This is a genomic window from Tychonema sp. LEGE 07196 (assembly GCF_963890365.1).
GTDB lineage: Bacteria > Cyanobacteriota > Cyanobacteriia > Cyanobacteriales > Microcoleaceae > Microcoleus.
Window position 1 is genome coordinate 1 of record NZ_CAWPRX010000064.1, and the last position, 23,863, is coordinate 23,863.

Below are 23,863 nucleotides of genomic sequence, written 5' to 3' on the forward strand. Positions count from 1 at the left end.
CTCTCCCCCTCAATCACCACAGACAATTGGGATGCACAACAGCTTAGCTAGAGCTTGCAACTCAAGTATCTTGATTAATGCAAAACAGAGAAGCTCTCCTTTGTTTGTCTTGGTGCGGGCTGGTTTTAATGTGCCCGACAGTTTAATCACCTTCTGTTTCCGCATCTAGGAAAAGTTCTGACTCCGATATCGATTCAAACACCGGACAGTAACCGTCGGGAGTAACTTTAAAGCCAAACAAAGGACTGGACTGGTTCCAACAGCGCTGGCCGCGGTAGTGCTGGCAATTGCCGCAGCATTCGAGGTTGGTGGCAACGGGGCTGCCTTGAAAAAGCAGTTCCCGCTGGGAAATGCCGCGCAGTACAAGTTCTTCGCCTTGCCAGCGGGCTTCTACTAAACCGGTATCGGCAAAGTTTGCCCACCGAGGATCGGCTGTTATCGGACTCGGCAAGCTAATTGCTACCTCTGTGCCTAATTCGCTGAGTTCTCCTTCATAGTTAGTTTCGGGGATCGCGGGCTGCAAAAACATTTCCCCGATCGGCAATTCAACGATCGTACCCGTCGCCGGAGTGTGCAACTGATAGCGGTTGCGGAGCTCGTCTAAGTTAGCCAAATCAGCCAAATAGGCGGGGGAACCATGCACAAAAATTACGTGCTGGGGACGCAAGTTGTGGATGAGTTGGGTAGTCCCCGGGCCGTCGCAGTGTTCGGCTAGCAAATAAGTTTCCAGGCTTCTGACTCCTGATTCGGCCGAGTTGGGCAGCCAGTCCCGGAGCGGATATCCGGGTTTTTGAGGTGCGAGCAAAATCCAAGGATTTGTCCGATCGGCAACATACAAATTCAAATGGGCAATGCGGTCAGTAATCACAATACAAGGTGTAGAACCCAATCCGGCGCGCCCTTCGGCCGACAGTCGGCGGACGCGGGGTTTCACCCTTTCGTCCCAAAACAAAGGTTGGTGCAGGGCAAAATTTTGGACAGCCGTGGGAAATTGGGGCAGCAGTTCCAGATAAGTGTCGCAGCCGTCGGCGACGGTGCCGTCTACCCAAATATCCAAGTCGCGGCCTGTGAAATAGTGGTGGCTGCGGAGCAGCATCAGCAGTTCTTGGCCCAAACCGATCGCCGGTGAGGGCAGGAGTACCGAGTACCCGTCGCCGATCGCCCGGTGGATGCGATCGGCTAATTGATTTTCCAGTTGTCGGCGGTGAGGGTGACGCGCCGTGCCGTAACTGCCTTCCAAAATTAACACGTCCGGCTTCATGCCTCGGAGTTCTCCCAGCGGCAAACCTTCCACCAAACGAGAATTGGACAGGAAAAAGTCGCCCGTGTAAACGAGGGTGTAGGTGCGGTGGGGGGCTGTATAGGTCAGCAGTACAGTGGCCGCTCCGGGCAAATGGCCCGACGGGAACAACTGCACGGTCAGCCCAGGCCGCAGTTCGATCGACGACTGCCAGGGCAGTCCCTGACAGAAACGGGACTCCGGCTGCTGAGATTGTTCCGGCCAGTTGAGCGGTAGCAGTCGCGCTGTGACTTCGCTGGCGTAAATTGGCAAGTGCGGGAAAGACTGGTGAAGTGCTAGCAAACCTCTGGCGTGGTCGGAGTGGGCGTGGGTGCACACCACAAAATCGGCTGGGAGCGATCGATCTAGTTTCGCTGACAGGGGCGAGACATCCTCGACACCGCAGTCAAGTAAAATGCGGTGCGGCCCCATGCGGACTAGCAAACAGACGCCTTCCTGTGCGTGGCCTGCGCCGTAAGGTAAACAATCGAGATCCATCACTGGGTTTAGTCCCCTGTTTTGCGCGCAATTTGCAGTATCGCGAGATCTAAAATATGGGCTGCGACTGCATTTATTTCGATCGAGTTCAGTTACCGACGCGCGATTGATCGGCTTTGACAAACTAAAAGACTTTGTTGCCGCCACGGCTCCCGACAAACAAAACGGTCGCTCCTGCGTTGTCGGCGAAGATCCTAGAGTTTAATCTGGGCTCGAAGGCTCTGGCTCCTGTGCAAGGAAAGTAATAGAACTTTAAGAGTTGATGCAGCGCCAAGAAAGCGATTTTCCGAAGGCAGCGACCCTTGGGCCTTGACCCTTCTACAAACTTAATGCTACTGGTTCCGCGAGCGAAAGTTACATTTTATTGCACCTTGTAATAGCAGCGAACTCGATCTCGTATTCTGAGTTTTAAATCTTTTTTCACAATTTGCGCCTACTAAAAGCGAATCTTTTTTATGAGAAGATTTTAATTCAGCAGCCCAAAGATGTTGACAAAACTTTACAATTCTTCATCTCTAGGGTTTTGAGGGCGGTGTATAGTCCAATAAGAAAAACTTGGAGAACCAGATTCGCGCTAGCTAACTGCTGCTGTCAGGGCAGAGAGGGAGTTTATGAGTTCGATCGGTTTCTTTGTAAAAGTTTTGATACATTTTTCTCAGCAAACCTTGTGGCTATCCAGGAGAGAGTTTAAATGACTTTTGGACCTGCATCTCAATTGGGCGTCGCCCTATTTGAAGACACAGACCCTGTTCAGTTGTGGCCCGGACGCTCGGATGAGGAAGCCGCCACCGTAATTCAAGCAGTGTACCGACAAGTTTTGGGCAATGCTTACGTAATGGAGAGCGAACGGCTTTCTGTTCCCGAATCGCAGTTCAAACGCGGCGAAATCAGCGTCCGCGAGTTCGTGCGCCAAGTTGCGAAATCGGAACTTTACCGATCGCGCTTTTTTGACGTTTGTCCGCGCTACCGCTATACGGAGCTGACTTTTAAGCACCTGTTAGGTAGAGCGCCAGAGGGCTACGAAGAAACGAAGCATCACAGCAATATCCTCGATGCAAGCGGCTTTGAAGCTGATATCGATTCCTACATCGACAGCGACGAATACCAAAATGCTTACGGGGAAGACACAGTACCGTATTACCGCGGCTACAAAACCCAAACGGGCAAGAACATGGTTGGTTTTACCTATATGTTCCAACTGCTGCGCGGTGCTTCCAGCAGCGACCTGAAGGGCAGTTTGGCTGGCAACAGTCCCAAACTGTACAAGCACGTGATTCAGGAAACGCCCCTAGCTGTAATCCCTCCTTCGGGCGGTTCCGACGGCTGGGCGTTCCAAGACTCGCCCGTCGGCGCTCGGACTCGTCACGGAGCTGGGGCTGGCGAGGAAGGCAAAGTTTACCGGATCGAAGTTACGGCTTATCGATCGAATGTGGTCAACCGCGTCTCGAAATTCCGCCGCAGCAACCAAGTCTATCTGGTGCCTTTTGACAAATTATCGCAAGAGTACCAGCGGATTCACCAAATGGGCGGCGTGATTGCCAGCATCACACCGGTGAGCTAAGCAATACCATTTTCGATTGTGGCACGGGGGATTTTCGATTGCGGAATCACTCATGAGCTAAGAGTTTGGAACTAGCTTGCAGTTTCATGCTTTTTGGGAAATGGTATAACGGCAAAATGTCTGCGTAAGGTACGCAGTGCGTACCCTACAGAGGTAAGGTACGCGCTGCGTACCCTGGATTTATTGCCAATAGAATCTACTAAGAAATTAGATTCAGTAGAAAGGCTGATTTTGAAAGGTTTTTATCAACGGAATAGGGAAGGGGAAAAATAACAATGGTCAGTACAGCACCAGCAGTAAAATTCGGAATTGAGGCTTTTTCGGGCGCACCAGTTGAACTGTGGCCGACGAGCGGTTTGGAAGAGTTGCAAGTCGCGATCCGAGCAGCCTACCGGCAGGTTTTGGGCAACGCTTATGTGATGGAGAGCGAGCGTTTGACGAGTGCAGAATCTCAGTTGTGCGATGGTAGCATTTCGGTGCGCGACTTCGTGCGGGCGATCGCCAAATCAGAAATGTACCGCGCCCGTTTTTTTGAAACAGCTTCTCCTTACCGATTTGTCGAGCTCAATTTCAAACATTTGTTAGGTCGAGCACCTCAAGACCAAGCGGAGATTTCCGAGCACGTTCGCCTGTACAACGAGCAGGGTTACGAAGCAGAAATTGATTCTTATCTTGACTCTCAAGAGTATCAACAAAACTTCGGCGAAAATACCGTACCTTTCTACCGCGCTGCTGTCAGCCAAGTCGGTCAAAAACAAGTCGGCTACAACCGGATGTTTGCTCTGTTCCGCGGCCCAGCAGAAACAGACACAAATAAGGACTCTCAGCTAACTTATGCTGTGGCAACTAACAGCACCAGCAAGATTGTACCTCCGATGTCTGGAGGCCGTAGCGGTTATGCCGACGCGACTGAAAAAATGTTTAAGATTGTGGTGCAAGGTGCTAAGTACAACCAACCACGCCGTCGCAGCACTGTGGAATATATTGTTCCCGGTAACAGAATGACACCGCAAATTCAGCGGATTAATCGCACGAGCGGCAGAATTGTCAGCATCACTGAAATTGGGTAATTGGTAATGAATAATTGGTAATTGCGAAGGGTAAAGAAAAAGGATGAATCATGAATTCAAACTTGATAAATTAAAAATGAAAAAGAGTAATTACCCGTCGAAGCGCGCAACTTTTGATTAGTTGCAAGTTACCAATTACCAGTTATGTCGTTGCCGCTCCATCGCAATCAAAACGGTTCGATCGCTCGGAATGCAAGTTTTCAAGATCGGACGACTGGCATTGCGAACGGTCGAACTAATTACAACTAGCAAAGCAATTGAAAATTAGGAGAAAATCAAATGTCTTTATGGGCTGTGGAATCGACACCGGTGGAACTGCGAGCAAATGCTACAGAAGATGATTTGCAAACAGTGATTCGGGCTGTTTACAAACAAGTCTTGGGTAACGCACACTTGATGGAGTGCGATCGACTAACGAGTGCAGAATCGCTGTTGCGAAATGGCGATATCACCGTTAAGGGTTTTGTGAACTTGGTCGCAAAATCGGATTTGTACCGATCGCTATTTTTTGAATCGAGTTCCCCCTATCGGTTTATCGAACTCAATTATAAGCATTTGTTGGGCCGCGCACCAGCAGATCAATCGGAAATTTCCGAACACGTTATCACTTATAACGAGCAAGGATACGACGCTGAAATAGACTCTTATCTCGATAGCAACGAGTACAATTCAAGTTTTGGCGAAAATACTGTTCCCTATGCCCGCAGCACTCGCAGCCAAGTTGGCAAGAAAAATGTTGGTTTCAATCGGATGTTTGCTTTGTACCGCGGCGATGCTACCAGCGATGCCAGCAATCAGGCAAAATTGATTACCGATGTAGCTGCTAATCTCGGCACAAAAATCAAAGCTCCTGCTAGCGGTTTTGGTGCTTACAGCAATACTGGCAAGCGTTTTCGGATCTCGGCTGTCAAGGGTAGCGGCTCTCGGAGAAGGGTGAGCAATGTAACTTATGAAGTGGGTTACAGCCAGTTGTCTGAGAACATTCAGTACATCAATAAAAGTGGGGGCAAAATCCTCAGCATTACTGAGGTTGCTTAGAGGGATAGTTGGTCAGTAGTTATTGGTTATTGGTTGTTGGTTGTTGGTTGTTGGTTGTTGGTTGTTGGTTGTTGGTTGTGTTCAATAACTCATAGCTAATTACTGATAACCGATTACAAATAACCAACAACCAATAACTAATTTAAAATTACTAAGCTGTCGGACATTTAAATTGTATGTTTAGGGCGGGCTCTCGTGCCCAACCCCTACTCCCCACAATAGTTTTATTGTTTTTTGACATACAGTTTAAATGTAGAACAGCTTAATTACCAATTACAAATTACTAATTACTAATTAGCAGATGCAGTTAAGTGAATTTATCGATCGTTCAATTGGCAAATGGCGCTCGCAGCGCAGCGCTCACCATTTAGCATTCAGTCACTTTGAGGAAGTTCGTTCTAGAATTGACATTGTAGCGCTGAATGCCGACGATGCAGAAGTAGTTGAGCTTTGTCGATCGTACAATATCGATCCTGCTACTGCTGCTCATCCTTTTCGGATGAGTTGGGAGGGCGAGTCGGATTGGGACGAAAAAGAGGTACTAGAAGGCAGTTGCGTGCTCGTACCGGTACCAAATCCCGAAAATCCGTCCGAGGGGAAACTGCTGCGCGATCGCGGGTATGCTGAGACAGTGCCTGCTGTCGGCCGCTACCAGTTGACAGAAGACGGAACTTTTATTTTAATTACAGAGTACGATCGAGCCGCTGCCGAAGAGCGCATCTGGTTCGGCACTCCCAATTTGCGCTTCCGCGTCTCCCTAATCAAAACAAGCGACGGCGCAGGCGTTACCACCGCTTCTTTTTCATCAGAAATCCGCTGTTTGTCCGCTAATTAGTCATTAGTCATCAGTCATTAGTCATTAGTCATTAGTCATTAGTCATCAGTCATCAGTCATTAGTCAGTAGTTGTTGGGAGTTGGTTATTAGTTATTAGTTATTGGTTATTGGTTATTGGTTAAGCTGTTGCGGCATTTAAATTGAATGTCAAAAAAAATCCCCTTCTTGTGGGGTGGGCATCCTGCCCGCCCTGAACATACAATTTAAATGTCCGACAGCTTATTGGTTACTTGCTACGAATTCCCAATCCCTCCGCAACGCTAGAGCCCAATTCTCAATTCCCAATAACAACTAACAAATAACAAATAACAACTAACAGCTAACAGCTAACAGTCAACAATTCCCAATTCCCAATTCCCAATTCCCAATTCCCCAATGACAAGTGAACTTATCGCCCTAGCTAACTTGATGGCCGGGCATTTCAGCAACCAAAAGCAATCAATTGCAAATCCGCAAAATTACGCTCACATTCGGGTTTTGTTTCGGCCTTTACCCTTTGAGTTTTTTGGCGGCATTGGTTTTTATTCCGAACAAGTTTATGACTACGATGTGTGGAATCCTTACCGTCAAGGCATTCACCGACTTGTCGAACAAGAAAATCAAATTTATATAGAAAATTACGGCCTAAAAGATGGTATGCTTTATGCAGGTGCAGGACGAGAATTAGATATTCTGAGGACGATTGCGCCGGATAGTATTGAACGCCGCTATCACTGTTCGATGGTATTTAAGAGAGATGGCGAAATGTTTCGAGGAAGTGTGGAGCCAGGGCAGAAGTGTTTGATTAATCGCAAGGGATGCGAGACTTATTTAGTCAGTGATGTGGAATTGACAGAGCATACTTGGACAAGTTTAGACCGAGGGATGGATGTTAATACTGGCGAGCAAATTTGGGGTTCGACTGAAGGGCCTTTGCTGTTTGATAAAGTCGAAAGTTTTGCCAGTGAAGTGCCTGCAGTCTCCTTAGTAATATGAGGAAATTTGAATGTTTAAAATATTATGCTACCGCCCTTAGCTAGAAAAAAGATGGAGTGCTGGATTCGGAGCCGGCATCTGATTTGTTCGGGAAATTTTTTTATATTTGAAACTCTAGAATATCCTACTATTGAAAGTTTTGGGGAGTGCATTGAGAGTTTGGGCGGAACTTTTATTTGCGTTCATCCGATTAATAAGGTTTGGATTGGCAATCACCGAAAAGTTATTCTATATCAAGCTAAGGCGAGTTTGCACGCTCCTCAGCACGAACTCAAGCAATACTGGATTAAATACGGTAGTTTTTATACTAAATTTGATGAACGCTGTTAAATAAAAATCGGCGGTTGCAATTGGATAATTTTTGGGCTTGTTTTCTCAAATATGATGTAATATCAAATCCGGTAGCATCGTCCTGTATTCATATCTCTATTCTCTCTCTCTGTGTCCTCTGTGTTCTCTGCGGTTAAATCATTCCGATGCAACCGGAAACGATATAAGGTGCGTCGCCCTGAGATTGTTAATTGGATGTACGGATTTTTGAGGGCGACGCACCTTACAAATACTACAAATCTTTGAATATGTAAGAATTATTCAGTCGGACAAGATGCGACTGCTGATTAATGAGTGATGAGTTGTTGCTGTTGTTGAATGATTTGCTGCAAATCTGCTGGTGCGACGCAGCGGCGTTCTGAACTGTAAGTCATAAGATTGATGCCGTTCATCATGCGTACTGTGCTGACGCGGACGCGAAAATCGTCGGTGATAAACCAGCAGCGTTCTTGACCTTGATTTTTTTCATATTCGGTGTCGATTGTCAATACTCCATCGGTTGCAAAATTGTATCTCCCGATAACTGGGATTCCTTCTACATAGCCTTGGTTGCGGAGAAATTTTCCTGATTGGGGATTGTTTTGATCGGGAATATCTACTAGAATGGCTGCGTAATTTGGGTTGGGTTCTTTGTCTTTGGCATCGAGGGTTGTCTGCCACATGAATATAGCTCCACCGACGGCTAGTGCTGGATTTACTGCTTGGTTTTCGCAAATTTCTTGAATTTTGGGGTGGTCTTTTTCCATGATTTGAATGATGAGATTTGATTCGCCTGACTCGTCTGCGGCTGCGTCGAAGTGATGGACTGAACGCTGCGAAAACCAGGTTCCTTCGCTTTTGCGAAAGAAGTCCATCATTGTCATTGGCGGTTTGATTTTCATGGTGTTTGTGACCTCGGCTGATTTTTTGGCAATGCGGTTTTCTCGATTTTACTAAATTTGAGAATGTTTGATTGTAAAGTTTAGTAATTCCAGCAGCCAAAAAGAAGATAACTGCTGGCTTGTGCTGATAACCGACATTCGGTAAATGATTCGCAATTGAAAATTAAAAATCAAAAATCGAAAATGGCGGGAGGGATGTCGGGAGGGGTTCTGGTCAAGGTATAATCAGTTGGATTGAGGTATTTTTTTTTAAAGAAATGGTTAATTTAACGATCGATCGCACAAATTTTGATTCGGAGAGTTTACTGGCTGCTGTGAAGTCGGGACAGAGTTTGGCGGGGGTTGATTTGAGCGGGGTTGATTTGTACGATCGCGATTTGAGCGGTGCTAAGCTTAACGGTGCTAACCTCGCGGGTGCTAGTTTGATTGGTGTTAACCTGTGCGGTGCAGATTTGAGCGGTGCTAATCTGGTTGAGGCGGATTTGCGGGGTGCTAATTTGCAGGGGGCGATTTTGCAGTCGGCTGCTTTGCAAAACAGTTGTTTGTGCAGGGCTTCTTTGCAGAATGCTAATCTGAGCGAGGCTGATTTGAGCGGCTCGAAATTGCAAGTTGCTATCTACGATTCGCTGACAGTTTGGCCGTCGGGTTTTAGATTCAAAAATTGCGGCGCTGTGGGGCCTGGAGCTATTTTGACTGGGGCTTTTTTAAATACAGCTAATTTGCGGTTTGTGGATTTGAGGGGTGCTAATTTGTTGGGCGCTTATTTAAGCGGGGCTGATTTGACTGGTGCTAATCTGCAAGGTGCGGGTTTGAGCGGCGCTAATTTGCGGAGGGCTTTTTTGACTGGTGCTTGCTTGCGGGATGCGCGGTTAAATGGTGCGGAATTGCAGGGTGTTGATTTTCGAGCTGCTGATTTGACTAATGCTAGTTTCGATCATGTTACTAGCATTGAAGGTGCGGATTTTACTGGGGTTCGCGGACTTGACGAAGGGGTGAGGGCGATGCTTTGTCACCGGAGTTCGGCCCAGTTGGATAGTTGGAATTCTTTGACTAGAACTACTACTCGCGAAAGTTTGAATTGCGAGGGTGTTTGATTGTTTGATATTTTTTTGAGAATAGTAGCCGATCGCAATTAACGCTGAAATCAGGATCGATCGCCAAAACTCGGTTTTCTTAATAAAAAATCGGGTTTTTTTGATTTGGCATTAATTGCAAAATTTGGTAGCCCTGGCCGCCAATGACACTCGCCATTAAGATCGTGTTCGACGAGCAATCGCTGTCGGCGACAAAAATTATTTAGACAAAAAACTTGACATCAGCGGGTAATCGAAAGTAAAAATAAATAACAGCAATCATAAATATGAGGCTTTATGTTTGATTCGCGCATCGGCGATCGGCAAGTATGGCATTGATAAGTTGCTATCCCCTACAACAATTTTGGCTAAAATACATCCGGTAAAATACGGAGACTCTATGATTTTTTGGCAATCTAAAATCTAAAATCTAAAATCTAAAATGGCAACAGCTATTCTCGACCTAGAAATCTCCAAACTCCCGCCAGAAATTGCGGTTGAGGAGCGTTACAGCAAAGCCTTGGTTTTAATTAGACTGCACGGAAAGCCGATCGCGAGCGCTCAACTTTCGGTAGTCGGAGGTCGCATTGAGGGCTCTCAATTGCGGGAAACACTGATGGATGCTGCGGGGGATAACCTTTGGAAAAACTGGCTCTACGACACTCTAGAATGGGATGAGCGGGGGCCGATGGAGGCATTGCCGATCGCCACTGTAGCGGTTTGCACGCGCGATCGACCGGAAGATTTGCAGCGCTGTTTGCAAGCGTTCATGCAGCTCCCAGACGACGGTCAGGAATACTTGGTAATTGACAATTGTCCCGCCACGGACGCTACTGAGGAATTGGTCAAAAATTACCCAACAGTCCGCTATGTACGCGAGGACGTACCGGGTTCCAGCGCTGCCCGCAACCGAGCTTTACGCGAAGCTAAACACGAATTCGTAGCATTTACAGATGACGATGCAGTGCCAGATCCGAACTGGCTGCGATCGCTCTTGGGGAATTTTAGCGATCGGCGAGTGATGTGCGTTACGGGGCTAATCATGCCCTTGGAACTGGAAACCGAAGCGCAAGAATGGTTCGAGCGCTACAGCCCCCACGGGCGGGGCTTCGATCGCCGAATTTTTGACGGGGCGCACTGCAACCCGCTGATAGTCTCTCCGGTGGGTGTTTCGGCGAGTATGGCTTTACGCAAAAGCTCGATCGACTTTATTGGATTGTTTGACGAAGTTCTGGGGGCGGGAACCCCAACAGTAGGCGGCGAAGACTGCGAACTGTTTGCGCGGATCTTGCGATCGGGCTACTGCATCGTCTACGAGCCGAGAGCTTTGAGCTGGCACCGCCACCGGCGCACTTGGGAAGAATTGCAAAAAACGCTGCACGGCTACGGCATCGGAGTCTATGCTTTCTGGACGCGGATGTTTGTGGTTGACAAAGAATTCAGCGTGCCTCTGTTAGCTTGGGGATGGCTGCGGTACAAACAAATTCCTGAATTAGTTGCTTCTTTGCGGCAGCAACCGGATGCGATTCCGAAGGATTTGCTGTTAGCTCAACTGCGGGGCTGTGTCAGGGGGCCGATGGCTTATTTTGCTTCTAGGAAGTGGTTGCAAGCTTTTAAGGAAGAAGTCAGTAGTCATTAGTTAGTAGTCATTAGTCATTAGCCGGAGGGAAGAAGTCATTAGTCATTAGTCATTAGTCATTAGCCGGAGGGAAGAAGTCGGAGGGAAGAGTGTTTAAAATTAGCAATTGCCATTTATCTTTATTCATAACACGGAAGTCAAGCATACACGGAAAACAGTTTTTTCCTCTTTCTTCTTTCTGATTCGTTATGAATAACAACCAACAACTAAAACAATCCTTGCAGGAGTCGTAAACTTTTTACCCCACCCCAACCCTCCCCTTGCCAAGGGGAGGGAGTAAGAAATTCAACAATGATTTAGGATTGCTATAACAACTCACAACTCACAACTCACAACTCACAACTCACAACTCACAACTAATTGCCAATTCCCAATTCCCAATTCCCAATATGAATAGAGAAAATCCAACTGTTAGCGTAATTATTCCCAGTCACAATCGCAGTTTTTCGCTGCGGCGGGCTCTGGATGCTTTGCACTCGCAGACTTATCCGATCGACCTCATGGAAGTTATTGTAGTTGCAGATAGCTGCATTGACGATACTTTGGCAATGCTGCAAGACTACAAAGCTCCGTTTAAATTGCAGGTTGTTGAGGTAAATTGCCGGAGTGCTTCGATCGCTCGCAATACGGGAGCGGCTTCGGCGATCGGGCAGTTGCTGCTGTTTTTGGACGATGATATTGAAGCGCTGCCGCTTTTGGTGGAAAGCCACGTTCGCACTCACCAAGAACGTCCGGGCTGTGCTGTCATGGGCCCTTATCCGCCAAAGTTGCAGGGAGGAACTAGGTTTTTTGATGTGGAAGTGCGGGCTTGGTGGGAGGAAAAGTTTTACCAGATGGGCCGCCCGGATCGCCGTTTTGGATACCAAGATTTGCTCAGCGGCAATCTTTCTCTGGATGCAGAGTTGTTTGCTAGTCTCGATGGCTTTGATTCGGCTTTTGGGAACTGCGGCGGGGAAGATTACGAGTTTGGGGTGCGGTTGCTGAAAGCTGATGTATCTTTTGCGATCGCGGCTGATGCAGTGGGCTATCATTACGAACATGAAACTAACAATCTCGATCGCTCTTTTGGCCGCGCTCGTCAGGAAGGGCGATCGGATGTTTTGATCGGTCAGAGACACCCGGAAATGAGACCGATATTGAAGATAAAATATTACGAAGTTCCTGATTCTTTGGCCGGCAAGATTTTGGTGGCGATCGCGTTTTTCTGGGTGCAAGCTGTGGATTTGCTGGCCCTGGGGCTGAGGAAATCGCTGGATTTGCTTGAAAGCTTGCGGATGCGGGGAACTTGGCGGTGGCTGCGGGGAAACTTGCTGGGTTATTGGTACTTCCGGGGTGTGATGGATGAGTTGAAAAGTCGATCGGGAATTTCGAGTTTTATGCAATCCGGCGCGGCCCGCGCTGATTTGAGCGATCGCGAAATTGAAATTGATTTGCAGCAAGGTTGGGAAGCTGCAGAACGAGCGATCGATGCTGCGCGGCCCGATGGCATTTATCTCCGTTACGGCGAACTGCCGGTCGGTCACGTCACTCCCGAAGTCGGTCGGGAGCGCCTGCGGGGTGTCCACCTGCGTTGGATTCTGGCAAATTCCGTGTCGGAACAGTTGCTAGCTGCGATCGCGGTTAACGGTATGCCCAAAAGTGCCGGAACGGATCTCAAAAACTCTCTAATTACTTTGGAAAATAATAATTATGAGCTAGTAGTTAAATGATTTTTCACTCGTTTTTACTGATGACTAATGACGAATAACCAACAACCAACAACCAACAACCAACAACCAACAACCAACAACCAACAACCCACAACCAATAACCAACAACCCACAACCAACAACCAACAACCAATAACCAACAACCAATAACCAATGACACTATTTTTAGGAGTAATTTATGGCAATAAAACTGGTGGAAATCGAATTTTCCGAACCGATAAATCCAATTAGAGGACTTGATAAATACGAAAAAATTCGGATTTTGGTGCGCTACCGGGGAGTACCTCTAGAATGGGTAGAAATATCTAACGATCCTTGGCTGGCAATTATTCCGGCAGATCGGGTGCGATCGACAATTGTCGCGCAAATCGGCAAAAAATTGACTAAAGCAATTCTGGCAGAGCAGTTGGGGCTACAAACAGAGCCAAATCATCCGCTGCCGCCGATTAGTGTGGTGATCTGCACGCGCGATCGCACGGACTTGCTCAAAGGCGCTCTGGAAGCAATTATGGCGATCGACTATCCCGATCGCGAAATTATCGTGATAGACAACGCTCCTGCCAACACCAGCACCGCTGAATTGGTCGCGCGATTCCCTGTACGCTACGTCAAGGAAGAACGGCCAGGATTGGACTGGGCGCGCAATCGGGGCATCGCTGAAGCGGCCCACGAGATTGTGGCTTTTACTGACGACGACGTGCGGCCTGATGCAGGTTGGCTGCGGGGGATGGCTGCTGGTTTTGCTGACCCGGAAATTATGGCAGTCAGCGGTTTAGTCGCGCCGGCGGAACTGGAAACAGAGGCTCAAATTCAATTTGAATTCGGCTACGGGGGAATGCTGCAAGCTCTCCACCGTTTTAAAGTTGATGGTAGCAAGCTCTCGGTGCGGGAGTTGCTGTGGGCTACGGCTTACGGGGTTGGGGCTAATATGGCTTTTCGACGGCAGGTGTTCGCGGATGTTGGGACTTTTGACCCGGCTTTGGATGTGGGGACTCCGACTCGGGGGGCTGGGGATATTGAGATGTTTCACCGGATTTTGGCGAAGGGATACTCGACTTTTTACGAGCCGAGAGCTTTTGTTTGGCACTTGCACCGACGCAGTGGCGAGGCTTTGAGCAAGCAGTTAAGGGATAACGGGCGCAGTTTTGGGGCTTATTTGCTGACGTGCGATCGCAACCGCACAGTCAGCCGCCTTGCAATTTTGCAGTTGGCGGTGTCTGAGTGGCTCGGCCACTGGATGCTGCGTCGATTGATCCTTCCCCAGCGGTTTCCCCGCAAGTTGGTTGTCAGCGAGTTGCTGGGAGCCCTGCAAAGTCCTTTTACTTACAGGAAAGCGCAGTTGCAAGCTCAACGCTTGGCGGCTCTGGCGGGCCCCCAATTGCAGGAAGTTGAACAACCCGTGATTGCTGGGGGTGTGCAGTGAGAAATCCAGTTAAACTAATGGACGGGCGCAAAATTGCTCATTTTTTCGATTTGCTGTGGGAGTTGGTCAATCGCGATCTGAAATTGCTTTACAAGCGATCGACTCTGGGGATTGCTTGGACTTTGATCAATCCGCTGTTGCAGTTGGCTGTTTTTTCCTTTGTATTTCGATCGGTAATTCCGATGAATATTCCGAAGTTTTCTTCCTTTGCTTTCAGCGGTTTGTTAATCTGGAGTTGGTCTCAAACCGCATTATTTCAAGCAACGGGATTGATTACCAATAATAAAGCGCTAATCAGACAGCCGAATTTCCCCACGGCAATTTTGCCGGTAGTCACGACAATGACGGGGCTAATTCACTTTATGTTAGCTTTGCCGGTGTTAATTCTCTTTCTGGCAATTGATGGCGTTCAGCCTGGTTTAGTGCTGTTGTTGTTGCCGCTGGTGATGCTTATTCAGTTTTTTTTGACAATCAGTTTGGCTTATCCCCTCGCCGCTTTGAATGTCACTTTTCGCGATACTCAGTACACTTTGGGCGTAGTTTTGCAGATGGTTTTTTACCTGACTCCGATTTTCTACGACATCAATAGCGTCCCGAAACAGTTTCAGCCTTTTTATCAGTTAAATCCAATGGTGCCACTGCTGGGAGCTTACCGCGCCATACTGCTAAAAGGTACGCAGCCGGATTGGCTGGCGCTGTTAATTGTTAGTTTGGTTGTGGCTGCTCTTTTGCCGATAGGACTCGGAATTTTTAGAAGGCAAAGCACTACTTTTGTGGAGGAATTGTAAATGCGTCAAGCTATTGTTGTCAAGGGTTTGGGGAAACGTTTCAACCGCTACTCTGCCGATCGACCTTATACGATTATGGCGGCCGCTTTGTCTGGTTGGAAGCAAATGAAACCGCAGGCTAGTTTTTGGGCGCTACGGGATATTAATTTTACTGTTGCTCCGGGGGAAATGCTGGGAATTCTTGGCCATAATGGCGCGGGAAAATCGACGCTGCTGCAACTTGTCGGCGGGATTGGCCGCGCTGAAGAAGGAACCATTGAAATTAATGGCAGAATTGGCGGTTTGTTGGATTTGGGTGCGGGTTTTCACTCGGATTTAACGGGCAGAGAAAATGTGTTTGTGGGTGCGGTGGTAGCCGGTTTGACTCGCCGGGAAACGGCGCGCAGGTTTGATGATATTGTTGCATTTGCCGAATTGCAAAAGTTTATTGATAGCCCGATACGGACTTACAGTACGGGGATGCAAATGCGGCTGGCTTTTTCTGTGGCGGTGCACACCGATCCAGATGTGCTGTTAGTTGATGAACATTTGTCGGTTGGTGATGTGGCTTTTCAAACTAAATGTTTGAACAGAATCACGGAGTTTAAGAATCAAGGATGTGCGATTGTTTTAATTTCTCATAACGCAACGCAAATTGAGAAAATGTGCGATCGGGCTTTGTGGCTGAAAGCAGGTAAAATCGTGGCTTACGGGGAGACGGAAGTGATAGTCGGTCAGTATTTGTCGGAAATGCGATCGGAAAGTCAAAAGCCAGCTCCCATGCGTCTTCCTGAATTTACAAGTAAGGGAGCGCCACAGCGAGTTAATGATAATCGATTCGGTTCTTTGGAAGTAGAAATTACTGAGGTCAAAATGTTTCCTGCTGAGGAAATAAACAGCGGCGATCCTATTACTATAGAAATTAGTTACACGGCTCCTAAATCGATTGACGCTGCTATTTTTGGGGTGACAATCAGTCGGGAAGACGGTCAAATTTGTTTTGAGACTAATACTAATCAAATGGGGCGGTTGATTCCGCTGGCTGCAGGTAAAGGCACAATCCGGCTGCACGCAGACAGGCTGGATTTAGGAAACGGTCAATATTACGTCAATGCAGGGGTTTACGAGAAGAGTTTGGCCTATGCTTACGACTATCACTGGCACCTTTATCCGCTGTACGTGCGATCGGCTGTACAGCAAAAAACCATTCTCTGTCCGCCCTACCACTGGGAATTTGACGGCAAAATGCAGGAGCTGAATTTGCCCGAAACAGCCGATAGAGTTCACAATTTTAATCAAAATAATCCAGAAGATGCCCAGATTTCGACTCAGTTGAAAAATCAGCAATCACCTAATTTTTTAATTATTGGCGCTCAAAAGTGCGGCACAAAAGCTTTGGGCGGTTATCTGGAAAATCACTTGCAAATTATTACAGAAGGTGCTAAAAAAAATCAGTTTTTTGATGGGAATTTTGAGCGGGGCGTTGATTGGTATAGCAAGCAGTTGAATCGCAGCGTAACTGATGAAAAGGTGTTGCTGTGGGAGAGGAATAGTTACTATATTTATCATCCGTTGGTGGCCGAACGAGTTTACAAGTGTTTCCCCGATATTAAGCTGATTGTAATGCTGCGAAACCCGGTAAAACGAGCGTGGATGCACTATCATTCAGAAGTGGCGCTCGGCTGCGAAAAGCTGGATTTTGAAAAGGCGATCGCCTCTGAGGGCGATCGGCTAAAAGGTGAAATTGAAAAAATCCAAGCCGATGAAAGTTATTACAGTTTCAACCACCAACATTATTCCTACTTGTCGCGCGGCATCTATGTAGAACAAATCAAAAATTGGCTCGATTATTTTCCCAGGGAACAGTTACTAATTCTCAAAAGCGAAAATTTTTACGCAAATACAGGCAAAGTTTTTTCCGAAGTGTTAAATTTCTTAAATGTCGGCACCAGCGCAATTAAAGAATATGAGATTAATCATGTCGAAGATTACAGCCAAATGCCTGCGGAAATTGAACAAGAATTAACCAATTATTTCAAACCTTACAATCAGGAACTTTCGGATTTGTTAAAAGAAGATTTTACTTGGAATTAGGAAACAAGTTTTTAACCGCAGAGATCCCAGAGATGAACATCAATCATACCTCTTTCTTCTCTTCCTCAGTGCCCTCTGCGCTCTCTGCGGTTCGTAAAAAAAAATCTAATTCACAAACCCTTTATTAGCTATAAAAATGAAACGGATATTTTTAATAGGCTCTCCGAGAAGCGGTACAACCATCCTTCAAAGTTTATTAGCGGCTCATCCAGAAGTTATCTCTTTTCCTGAATCTAAATTTTTTCACTATTTATTGTACGATCAGTTTGCAGGAAAGTTGCCAAGTAGGATGGAAGCTTTTTTTAGGGATGAGATTAAGCGTCCTGAACTTTTAAAAGGTTTTGATGACAGTCAAACCGTGGAAACTAAAACTCGTTGGTTTGTCGGAGTTTTGGATGGTTTGGCTGCGGAACAAAACAAAAGTATTTGGCTGGAAAAAACGCCGGAGCACATATATTTTATTCAAGATATAGAGCGTTTATTGCCGGATGCAAAATTTATTCATATTTTGCGAAACAGTATGGATACAATAGCTTCTTTGTATGATGCCACTAGGAATTCTACCGAGTTATGGGGTGATGGTTGGGATTTAGACCACTGTTTCGAGCGCTGGAGACACGCGATATTAACTAGCCACAAATATGCTAATAAATCTCATCACATCTTGGTAAAATATGAGGAACTTTTAAATAATAAAGCACAAGTTTTAGGAGATATTTGTTATTTTATGGGGATTTCGTATGATGAAAAAATGCTGGTTAATTATAAAGAGAAAGCGGCGAATCTCAGTCTGAGTTTACCTTGGCACCAAGGTATTGAGAGAGATATTAAAAGTAATAATGTTCACAAATATCATAGAGTTTTGAGCCTCAATGAAATTAAATATGTTTTAGATAAAGTTAAGCGCGTTAACGATGAATTTGTGTGGAAATTGGCCGTAGTAGAAGTGAGCGAACCAATTTCGGATATTTACACTTTGCAAATATACGATCGCCTGCACTGTACAATTCAATTAGAAGGCATTAAACTCGGTGTTGTGGAATTGCCAGTCTGCGACGGGATTGTGGCGGGTGCGGTGTTGGCGGATGCGGTTGCAGCCCAGTTTGCTTGGCAAATTCTCGATCGCTACTTTCAACGCAATCGCTGCGAAAAAGGCAATAGATTGTGGGAAACTTTGCTGCAACCATTCCACAAGAAAAATGACTGGACGCTATTTTTGCAAGAATTATGGGGGCGTTCGCATTGGCATTTGGATGATTTCTACAAGCCAGAAATAGCCGAAGAAGTCCCAACAATTACGCTCGAAAAAGATTTAATTGCTGTAGAAATTAGTGAAGAATTGCCTAAGATAAAAGTTGAGCTTTCTGAAATAGATGTCCTGGTGAAAGTCGGCGGTGTTGCTGTCGGTATTGTCACGGTTGCGGTGGAAAATAATTTTGTTTCTGCTCAAAAATTGCGATCGACAATTACTCGAAATAGCGGTTTTGAGTTGTGCGTCGCCGCCGTGCGAGAAGCTTTGCTGGGAAAACCGCTCGACGGCAAGCAATCGCTGCGATCGCGCTTAGCCGCTGCTGCTCAGCAAAGGTCGAATCAGCCCGAATGGTTGAATGCAGCGGGTGCTGGGGGCATTTACCCGCCAAATGCAGTGATGTTCGGCAGGCGATCGGGTGCGATCGGCACAAGTGTCAACCGCCGCGCCGCACTCCCAGCCGCAGCGCTGCGAGAAATCGCATCAGCCGCAGCAATCGCTGGGGAAACAACAATGGAAATTCCCCAAGAAAACGAGCTACAAAAACAAGTATTTTATGCACCAGAAATCATCGGGAAAAAATCGCCTTATCGAGAAGTTGCTAACCCAGCACCACCTCAAAATTTTAACAATAACAGCGTCACAGAAAAACTGCCGATTCTCGCCTACCGCCGCATTTCTCCCGATGGTTTAAATGCAGTTACTCCCGACTTTTTTGAACAGCAACTACAGGATTTACAAGAAAAAGGTTATTACAGTGCGAGTTGGGAAAATTGGCAAAATGCGAAACGGGATAAAACTCCTTTACCCGGTAAAGCCGTATTGATGACATTTGACGGAGGTTATCTCGACTTTTTCCAATATGCTTGGCCCTTGCTAAAACGCTACGATTTTACAGCAACTGTTTTTCTAGTAGCCGAGTCGATTGGAAAGACAAATAGTTGGGAAAAAGCCGAAGGTGAAGAAGTAAACTTAATGGGATGGCCAGAAATTCTGCAACTGCGGGATGCAGGAATTGAATTCGGTTCGATGTCTGCTACTTATCAACCTCTAACCACCTTGTCGCCCACAGAAATTGTGCGTGAGGGGGTAAAATCCCGTGCTATTTTGGAACTGGGATTAGGAAAATCTGTTAAATGTTTTGCCTATCCTTACGGAGATGTCGATAAAATTGTAGAACATTTAATCGGGGCGAGCGGGTATACTTTTGGTGTATCGTATAGGTCAAACTTTAGCAGCTTAGACGATTCTTTAATGTCGCTACCCCGCATTCAAATCACCAAGGAAAATCCCTTAAAATTAGGTTCGCAGTGAGGAATTTAGTCCGCATTCGGAAGAAATAAATTACTCACTACAAACCAACTTGATGACGATTTAGATCATTGCTAGAAACTTTTTTTCAGCCGCTGCACCAAACCCTGAAATTTCCGCCCCAAATAACCGCCAAATCCTCTATAAATCTTCTCAAACTTATAATAAAATAAAATATCCATCACATCATCAGTTTTCATGTACTTTAAGTAAGAAATTACCTTGTCTGTAAGCTCATCATTAACATCATCGATATACTTTCTCACCGCCAACCTTTCCGAAATATGCCATTTTTGATCGAACTTGCGGTGCATTTCGGTTTCATAATCTCCAAAATCTGAGATTTTCCCGTCCAAATATTTTTCAATGTATTTCCCCGCAATTTCGGCACCATCCATCCCGTGTCTGATACCCTCGCCGCCCAAAAAATTTACAGTGGAGACAGTATCGCCGATCGCAATTATATTCTCCTTGTAATAAATATCCTGCAAACCCTGACTGTACTTCAGAGTAGAACCGTGTTTGTCAATAATTGTATAATTTTTAGACTTCAGATATTCATCAATCAGCAAATCGATATATTTTTTCAAAGGTTCCAAATTTTTCACAGTTTTCGGATCTAAAAAAATGCGGCCCGCACCAACTTTCAGCCTGTTTTGTTCCATTGGAAATATCCAAGAATAACCCTTCGGCATCCATTTATCGCCCAAAAAAAAGATTAAATCCTTGGCATATTTATGATAAATTTCCGGTTCTACTTCAATTAAATATTCGATGCCGGTTCCCGATAAAAACTCTGGCTTGTCTTTTTCTTTTTCGTACATAATCGCCCTCGCAAAACCCGTAGCATCAACCAAAACTTTAGTGCTAATTTTGATAAGTTGACCGTCAGATAGCTGTTTAAATTCTACGATTGTTTCACCGTTAGCTTGGGAATGTCCGGTGTAGCGACAACCAAGCCAAACTTCACCGCCAAATCGCTCAACTTCCTCGGCTAAAAAAGCTCTAAATTTAGCAAAATTGAGAACAACTCCCAAGTTTTCGGGAGACTCCCAAGTTTGACTGACTTTGCTGGTTTCAATAGTCAGTTTGTGCCAAAAACTGCCGATTACTGATTCGGGTAAATCGAATTGAGAGAGGGTTTCTAAAGGCGTGGCGGCGCTGGAAAAGTCGTTTTTATTAAAATTGTCGTTTTGTTCGGCAAGCAAGACTTTGCGGCCGGATTTTGCTAATATTCTGGCGCAGTGACCGCCTGCTGGGCCTGCTCCTACTATTACTATATCAAAATTTTTTAAGTTCATTTTGCTTTTAAATCGCTTCCAATGTCAAAATACCCGCAGACATATCAACTACTAACCGCCGATTTTTTAGCTATTGGCGATCGATTAAAATTTCCGGTACTCCCGCGCCTACATGAACGGGAATGTCAAACTCTTGCTCATCTATGCGTACTTTTCCTGCATAAAGTTCAAAATAGAATTCTCCCTTAGCTGTTCGCATTTTTTCTTGTTTCAGATATGTCCAATCAAGTCCCTCTAAATCCTGAATGTCCATTGCTAGCCAGCCAGAAAATCCTGTATCTAGGAGAGCGTCAACAGGTAATTCTAAGCCGTTATCAGCAATCAATTCAATTTCAAAAAATAGCTCATCCTCCTCACCAAATATTCCTTCAATCATATCGTGCCACAAACTCCGGTTTCATTGATCCGAAAGACGTGCAATTTAGCTTTGGGGTATTTTTCATGAGCTATCTTTGCAACTAACATATCATCGTTGTCGATAAAATAATCCCCGCTGTCGGGTTCAACTGCCATGTACCAGTTGTAGTGGGTTTTAATCAATTCTGGTTTTAGGCGATCGAAGGTTGGTTTGCAGCGCTGATAAAATGCTTCTCTTTCAGCGCGCCACTGGGCTTTTTTTTCTTCTGACCACTGGATTTCGGGGAACAATCTTCCGCGCCGTACTGTACGATTTGGTTTCACGTTAGTCATTGTTGATTCTCCTTTTTATGCGAGGAAATAAAGTAAGGTGAGCAGCGCCCACCCTACAATTCTAGCTAATTACACGCTAACTGGTGATTGTTTGCGGCTGAATTGTGCTAAGATGCGATCGCACATTTGCGACGGATTCAAACCCAATGTTGCCATCGACTGATCCGGTGTAGCGTGGTCTACCAATGTATCAGGTACACCCAAGCGCATCACTGGAACAAGAACATTATTGTCTAGCAAAGCTTCGGCTACTGCAGAACCGAAGCCGCCCATCAAACAACCTTCTTCCATTGTGACAACTTTGCCGATTCGCTGTGCTAAAGGCAAGATTAATTCAGTATCCAAAGGCTTGACAAAACGCGCGTTGATGACTGTTGCTTCGATGCCGTGTTCGCTCAAAATCTCGGCGGTTTGCATTGCCGGATAAACCATCGAACCGTAACCTAATATTAGCAAGTCGTCGCCGTTGCGGAGAATTTCGGCTTTGCCGATCGCCAATTCTTCCCAACCCTCTTCCATCAGAGGTACGCCGTAACCGTTGCCGCGCGGGTAACGCATCGCGATCGGGCCGCTGGTGTGGTTGATTCCCGTGACTACCATCCGCTGCAATTCCGCCTCGTCTTTGGGAGCCATAATTGTCATGTTTGGCAGACACCGCAAGTAAGAAATATCGTACATTCCTTGGTGGGTGGGGCCGTCTGCGCCGACAATTCCGGCGCGATCCAAACAGAAGAAAACAGGCAAGTTTTGGATGCAGACATCGTGAATTATTTGGTCGTAGGCGCGCTGCAAAAAGGTCGAGTAAATTGCTACAACCGGGCGCATTCCTTCGCAGGCTAAACCAGCCGATAAAGTCACCGCGTGCTGTTCGGCAATACCAACATCAATGTACTGTTTCGGCAGTTTTTCCTGAAGTTTGTCTAACCCGGTGCCGGTTGCCATTGCAGCAGTAATGCCGACAATTTTCGGATTATCTTCTGCTAGCTTGACTAGGGCGTGGGCAAAGACTTTCGCGTAGGCGGGAGGTTTGGGCTTGGTGGAGGGAATGCCTTTGCCGGTGGCTAAGTTAAAAGGATTTTGGGCGTGATATCCTACTTGGTCTTTTTCGGCGATCGCATATCCTTTGCCCTTCACCGTCACAACGTGAACTAACACAGGGCCTTGGATAGTATGAGCTTGTTTGAAAGTGGTAATTAACTCTTGTAAATTGTGTCCATCTACCGGGCCCATGTAAGTAAAGCCCAATTCTTCAATTACAGCTCCAACTTTTGAGACAGCCAAGCGTTTCATCCCTTCTTTGATGCGTTCCATTTCTGGAGTAAAAGTTTCGCCAACAAAGGGAATTTGTTTGAATTGTTCCTCTAAGTTATCTTTGAGAAACTGCACCGGTGGCGACAAGCGCATTTTGTTTAAATAGCGGGTAATTGCGCCGACGTTGGGGGAGATTGACATCTCATTGTCGTTGAGCACAACTAACAAATTGGTTTTCGGCATATGGCCCGCGTGGTTGATCGCTTCGAGTGCCATGCCGCCCGTCAGCGCACCGTCGCCGATGACTGCTACAGTTTTAAAGTTTTCGCCCTTGAGGTCGCGCGCCATTGCCATTCCCAGGGCTGCGGAAATGCTCGTGGAGGCGTGGCCGGCCCCAAAGTGGTCAAATTTGCTCTCGCAGCGCTTGAGATAGCCTGCAACGCCGTCTTTTTGGCGCAGGGTGTGGAATTGGTTGTAGCGGCCGGTGATCAATTTGTGCGGATAAGCTTGGTGGCCGACATCCCAGGTAACTTTGTCGCGATCGAGGTCTAGGGTTTGGTACAGTGCTAAGGTGAGTTCGACTACACCCAATCCGGGGCCTAGGTGTCCGCCGCTGGCAGCTACTGTTTCTAAATGCTTTTCTCGAATTTGTCGGGCAATTTGTTCGAGTTGATGAATCGAGAGGCCGTGTAATTGATTTGGATGAGTCAGTTCGCTGAGATGCATATTTTAAAATCCTGCTCCTAAGAATTAGGACGAATGCTTAACAGATATAGGTTTTGCCTGCAGCGTTCGGTACGGGCAAACGTTAGAATAGTTTACCTGTTATTTGAGAAAATTGTTAGGCGTAAGATTTTTGTTATTTTTGGCCTGGTAATTATAGTTAAT

The 23,863-nt window shown here is 46.3% G+C and carries 19 protein-coding genes; 13 read left to right on the forward strand and 6 right to left on the reverse strand.

All coding sequences use genetic code 11. The annotated features are described in order from the left end of the window. Positions 1-142: 142 nt before the first annotated feature. Complete coding sequence (locus AACV78_RS08020; RefSeq protein WP_194012569.1) at positions 143-1,777, reverse strand: MBL fold metallo-hydrolase; 1,635 nt, start codon at positions 1,775-1,777, stop codon at positions 143-145. 691 nt (positions 1,778-2,468) lie between these two features. On the opposite strand from AACV78_RS08020, the gene AACV78_RS08025 reads away from it, so the two are divergent. The 6 genes from AACV78_RS08025 to AACV78_RS08050 all read left to right on the forward strand — a co-directional run bounded on the left by AACV78_RS08025 (position 2,469) and on the right by AACV78_RS08050 (position 7,587). Beyond that, the gene (locus AACV78_RS08025; protein WP_194012568.1) at positions 2,469-3,338 is read left to right on the forward strand and encodes a phycobilisome linker polypeptide; all 870 of its coding nucleotides are present in this window, start codon (positions 2,469-2,471) and stop codon (positions 3,336-3,338) included. Between the two features lie 275 nt (positions 3,339-3,613). Then, positions 3,614-4,408 carry a phycobilisome rod-core linker polypeptide gene (locus AACV78_RS08030; protein WP_194012567.1) on the forward strand — a complete coding sequence of 265 codons (795 nt, stop codon included), beginning with the start codon at positions 3,614-3,616 and terminating at the stop codon, positions 4,406-4,408. A 279-nt stretch (positions 4,409-4,687) separates the two neighbouring features. After that, positions 4,688-5,446 (forward strand): phycobilisome rod-core linker polypeptide, encoded by a 759-nt coding sequence (locus AACV78_RS08035; protein ID WP_194012566.1) that lies wholly within the window; start codon positions 4,688-4,690, stop codon positions 5,444-5,446. 301 nt (positions 5,447-5,747) lie between these two features. Beyond that, complete coding sequence (locus AACV78_RS08040) at positions 5,748-6,281, forward strand: phycobiliprotein lyase (RefSeq protein WP_194012565.1); 534 nt, start codon at positions 5,748-5,750, stop codon at positions 6,279-6,281. Positions 6,282-6,657: 376 nt separating this feature from the next. After that, positions 6,658-7,257, forward strand: coding sequence for a chromophore lyase CpcT/CpeT (locus AACV78_RS08045; RefSeq protein WP_194012564.1), 600 nt, complete (start codon positions 6,658-6,660; stop codon positions 7,255-7,257). Positions 7,258-7,281: 24 nt separating this feature from the next. Then, the gene (locus AACV78_RS08050) at positions 7,282-7,587 is read left to right on the forward strand and encodes a CpeR family transcriptional regulator (protein WP_194012563.1); all 306 of its coding nucleotides are present in this window, start codon (positions 7,282-7,284) and stop codon (positions 7,585-7,587) included. A 287-nt stretch (positions 7,588-7,874) separates the two neighbouring features. Here the strand turns inward: AACV78_RS08050 and AACV78_RS08055 are convergent, their stop codons facing one another. Then, complete coding sequence (locus AACV78_RS08055) at positions 7,875-8,468, reverse strand: phycobiliprotein lyase (protein ID WP_194012562.1); 594 nt, start codon at positions 8,466-8,468, stop codon at positions 7,875-7,877. A 257-nt stretch (positions 8,469-8,725) separates the two neighbouring features. Between AACV78_RS08055 and AACV78_RS08060 the strand changes: the two genes are divergently transcribed. From AACV78_RS08060 to AACV78_RS08090, 7 genes are all read left to right on the forward strand, one after another. After that, positions 8,726-9,562, forward strand: a complete 837-nt coding sequence (locus AACV78_RS08060; protein WP_194012561.1) for a pentapeptide repeat-containing protein — start codon at positions 8,726-8,728, stop codon at positions 9,560-9,562. Between the two features lie 421 nt (positions 9,563-9,983). Continuing rightward, a complete protein-coding gene (locus AACV78_RS08065; RefSeq protein ID WP_194012560.1) occupies positions 9,984-11,180 on the forward strand; it encodes a glycosyltransferase family 2 protein in 1,197 nt (398 codons plus the stop codon). A 389-nt stretch (positions 11,181-11,569) separates the two neighbouring features. Further along, positions 11,570-12,889: a glycosyltransferase family 2 protein gene (locus tag AACV78_RS08070; protein ID WP_194012370.1), complete on the forward strand. Its 1,320-nt coding sequence runs from the start codon at positions 11,570-11,572 to the stop codon at positions 12,887-12,889. A gap of 178 nt (positions 12,890-13,067) precedes the next feature. Then, positions 13,068-14,312 carry a glycosyltransferase family 2 protein gene (locus tag AACV78_RS08075; RefSeq protein WP_194012371.1) on the forward strand — a complete coding sequence of 415 codons (1,245 nt, stop codon included), beginning with the start codon at positions 13,068-13,070 and terminating at the stop codon, positions 14,310-14,312. Next, positions 14,309-15,100 (forward strand): ABC transporter permease, encoded by a 792-nt coding sequence (locus AACV78_RS08080; protein WP_194012372.1) that lies wholly within the window; start codon positions 14,309-14,311, stop codon positions 15,098-15,100. Before AACV78_RS08075 ends, AACV78_RS08080 begins: the two co-directional genes overlap by 4 nt. After that, positions 15,101-17,173 carry a Wzt carbohydrate-binding domain-containing protein gene (locus AACV78_RS08085; protein ID WP_194012373.1) on the forward strand — a complete coding sequence of 691 codons (2,073 nt, stop codon included), beginning with the start codon at positions 15,101-15,103 and terminating at the stop codon, positions 17,171-17,173. 136 nt (positions 17,174-17,309) lie between these two features. Continuing rightward, positions 17,310-19,736, forward strand: coding sequence for a sulfotransferase (locus AACV78_RS08090; RefSeq protein ID WP_194012374.1), 2,427 nt, complete (start codon positions 17,310-17,312; stop codon positions 19,734-19,736). 71 nt (positions 19,737-19,807) lie between these two features. On the opposite strand, the gene AACV78_RS08095 is transcribed toward AACV78_RS08090, so the two are convergent. The 4 genes from AACV78_RS08095 to dxs form a co-directional block, all read right to left on the reverse strand. Continuing rightward, positions 19,808-21,034 carry an NAD(P)/FAD-dependent oxidoreductase gene (locus tag AACV78_RS08095; RefSeq protein ID WP_194012375.1) on the reverse strand — a complete coding sequence of 409 codons (1,227 nt, stop codon included), beginning with the start codon at positions 21,032-21,034 and terminating at the stop codon, positions 19,808-19,810. Between the two features lie 70 nt (positions 21,035-21,104). Continuing rightward, complete coding sequence (locus tag AACV78_RS08100; protein ID WP_194012376.1) at positions 21,105-21,410, reverse strand: aspartyl protease; 306 nt, start codon at positions 21,408-21,410, stop codon at positions 21,105-21,107. After that, positions 21,407-21,724, reverse strand: a complete 318-nt coding sequence (locus AACV78_RS08105; RefSeq protein ID WP_194012377.1) for a hypothetical protein — start codon at positions 21,722-21,724, stop codon at positions 21,407-21,409. The genes AACV78_RS08100 and AACV78_RS08105 overlap by 4 nt, the downstream gene beginning before the upstream one ends. A 69-nt stretch (positions 21,725-21,793) precedes the next feature. Continuing rightward, entirely contained in the window at positions 21,794-23,701 is a 1,908-nt protein-coding gene (gene dxs, locus AACV78_RS08110; protein ID WP_194012378.1) for a 1-deoxy-D-xylulose-5-phosphate synthase, read from the reverse strand. Positions 23,702-23,863 lie beyond the last annotated feature (162 nt).

What these genes read in the sequence shown, in the direction of transcription:
- AACV78_RS08020 (WP_194012569.1), bottom strand. Translation starts at nt 1,777, where the DNA reads ATGGATCTCGATTGTTTACCTTACGGCGCAGGCCACGCACAGGAAGGC.
- AACV78_RS08025 (WP_194012568.1), top strand. Translation starts at nt 2,469, where the DNA reads ATGACTTTTGGACCTGCATCTCAATTGGGCGTCGCCCTATTTGAAGAC.
- AACV78_RS08030 (WP_194012567.1), top strand. Translation starts at nt 3,614, where the DNA reads ATGGTCAGTACAGCACCAGCAGTAAAATTCGGAATTGAGGCTTTTTCG.
- AACV78_RS08035 (WP_194012566.1), top strand. Translation starts at nt 4,688, where the DNA reads ATGTCTTTATGGGCTGTGGAATCGACACCGGTGGAACTGCGAGCAAAT.
- AACV78_RS08040 (WP_194012565.1), top strand. Translation starts at nt 5,748, where the DNA reads ATGCAGTTAAGTGAATTTATCGATCGTTCAATTGGCAAATGGCGCTCG.
- AACV78_RS08045 (WP_194012564.1), top strand. Translation starts at nt 6,658, where the DNA reads ATGACAAGTGAACTTATCGCCCTAGCTAACTTGATGGCCGGGCATTTC.
- AACV78_RS08050 (WP_194012563.1), top strand. Translation starts at nt 7,282, where the DNA reads ATGCTACCGCCCTTAGCTAGAAAAAAGATGGAGTGCTGGATTCGGAGC.
- AACV78_RS08055 (WP_194012562.1), bottom strand. Translation starts at nt 8,468, where the DNA reads ATGAAAATCAAACCGCCAATGACAATGATGGACTTCTTTCGCAAAAGC.
- AACV78_RS08060 (WP_194012561.1), top strand. Translation starts at nt 8,726, where the DNA reads ATGGTTAATTTAACGATCGATCGCACAAATTTTGATTCGGAGAGTTTA.
- AACV78_RS08065 (WP_194012560.1), top strand. Translation starts at nt 9,984, where the DNA reads ATGGCAACAGCTATTCTCGACCTAGAAATCTCCAAACTCCCGCCAGAA.
- AACV78_RS08070 (WP_194012370.1), top strand. Translation starts at nt 11,570, where the DNA reads ATGAATAGAGAAAATCCAACTGTTAGCGTAATTATTCCCAGTCACAAT.
- AACV78_RS08075 (WP_194012371.1), top strand. Translation starts at nt 13,068, where the DNA reads ATGGCAATAAAACTGGTGGAAATCGAATTTTCCGAACCGATAAATCCA.
- AACV78_RS08085 (WP_194012373.1), top strand. Translation starts at nt 15,101, where the DNA reads ATGCGTCAAGCTATTGTTGTCAAGGGTTTGGGGAAACGTTTCAACCGC.
- AACV78_RS08090 (WP_194012374.1), top strand. Translation starts at nt 17,310, where the DNA reads ATGAAACGGATATTTTTAATAGGCTCTCCGAGAAGCGGTACAACCATC.
- AACV78_RS08095 (WP_194012375.1), bottom strand. Translation starts at nt 21,034, where the DNA reads ATGAACTTAAAAAATTTTGATATAGTAATAGTAGGAGCAGGCCCAGCA.
- AACV78_RS08100 (WP_194012376.1), bottom strand. Translation starts at nt 21,410, where the DNA reads ATGATTGAAGGAATATTTGGTGAGGAGGATGAGCTATTTTTTGAAATT.
- AACV78_RS08105 (WP_194012377.1), bottom strand. Translation starts at nt 21,724, where the DNA reads ATGACTAACGTGAAACCAAATCGTACAGTACGGCGCGGAAGATTGTTC.
- dxs (WP_194012378.1), bottom strand. Translation starts at nt 23,701, where the DNA reads ATGCATCTCAGCGAACTGACTCATCCAAATCAATTACACGGCCTCTCG.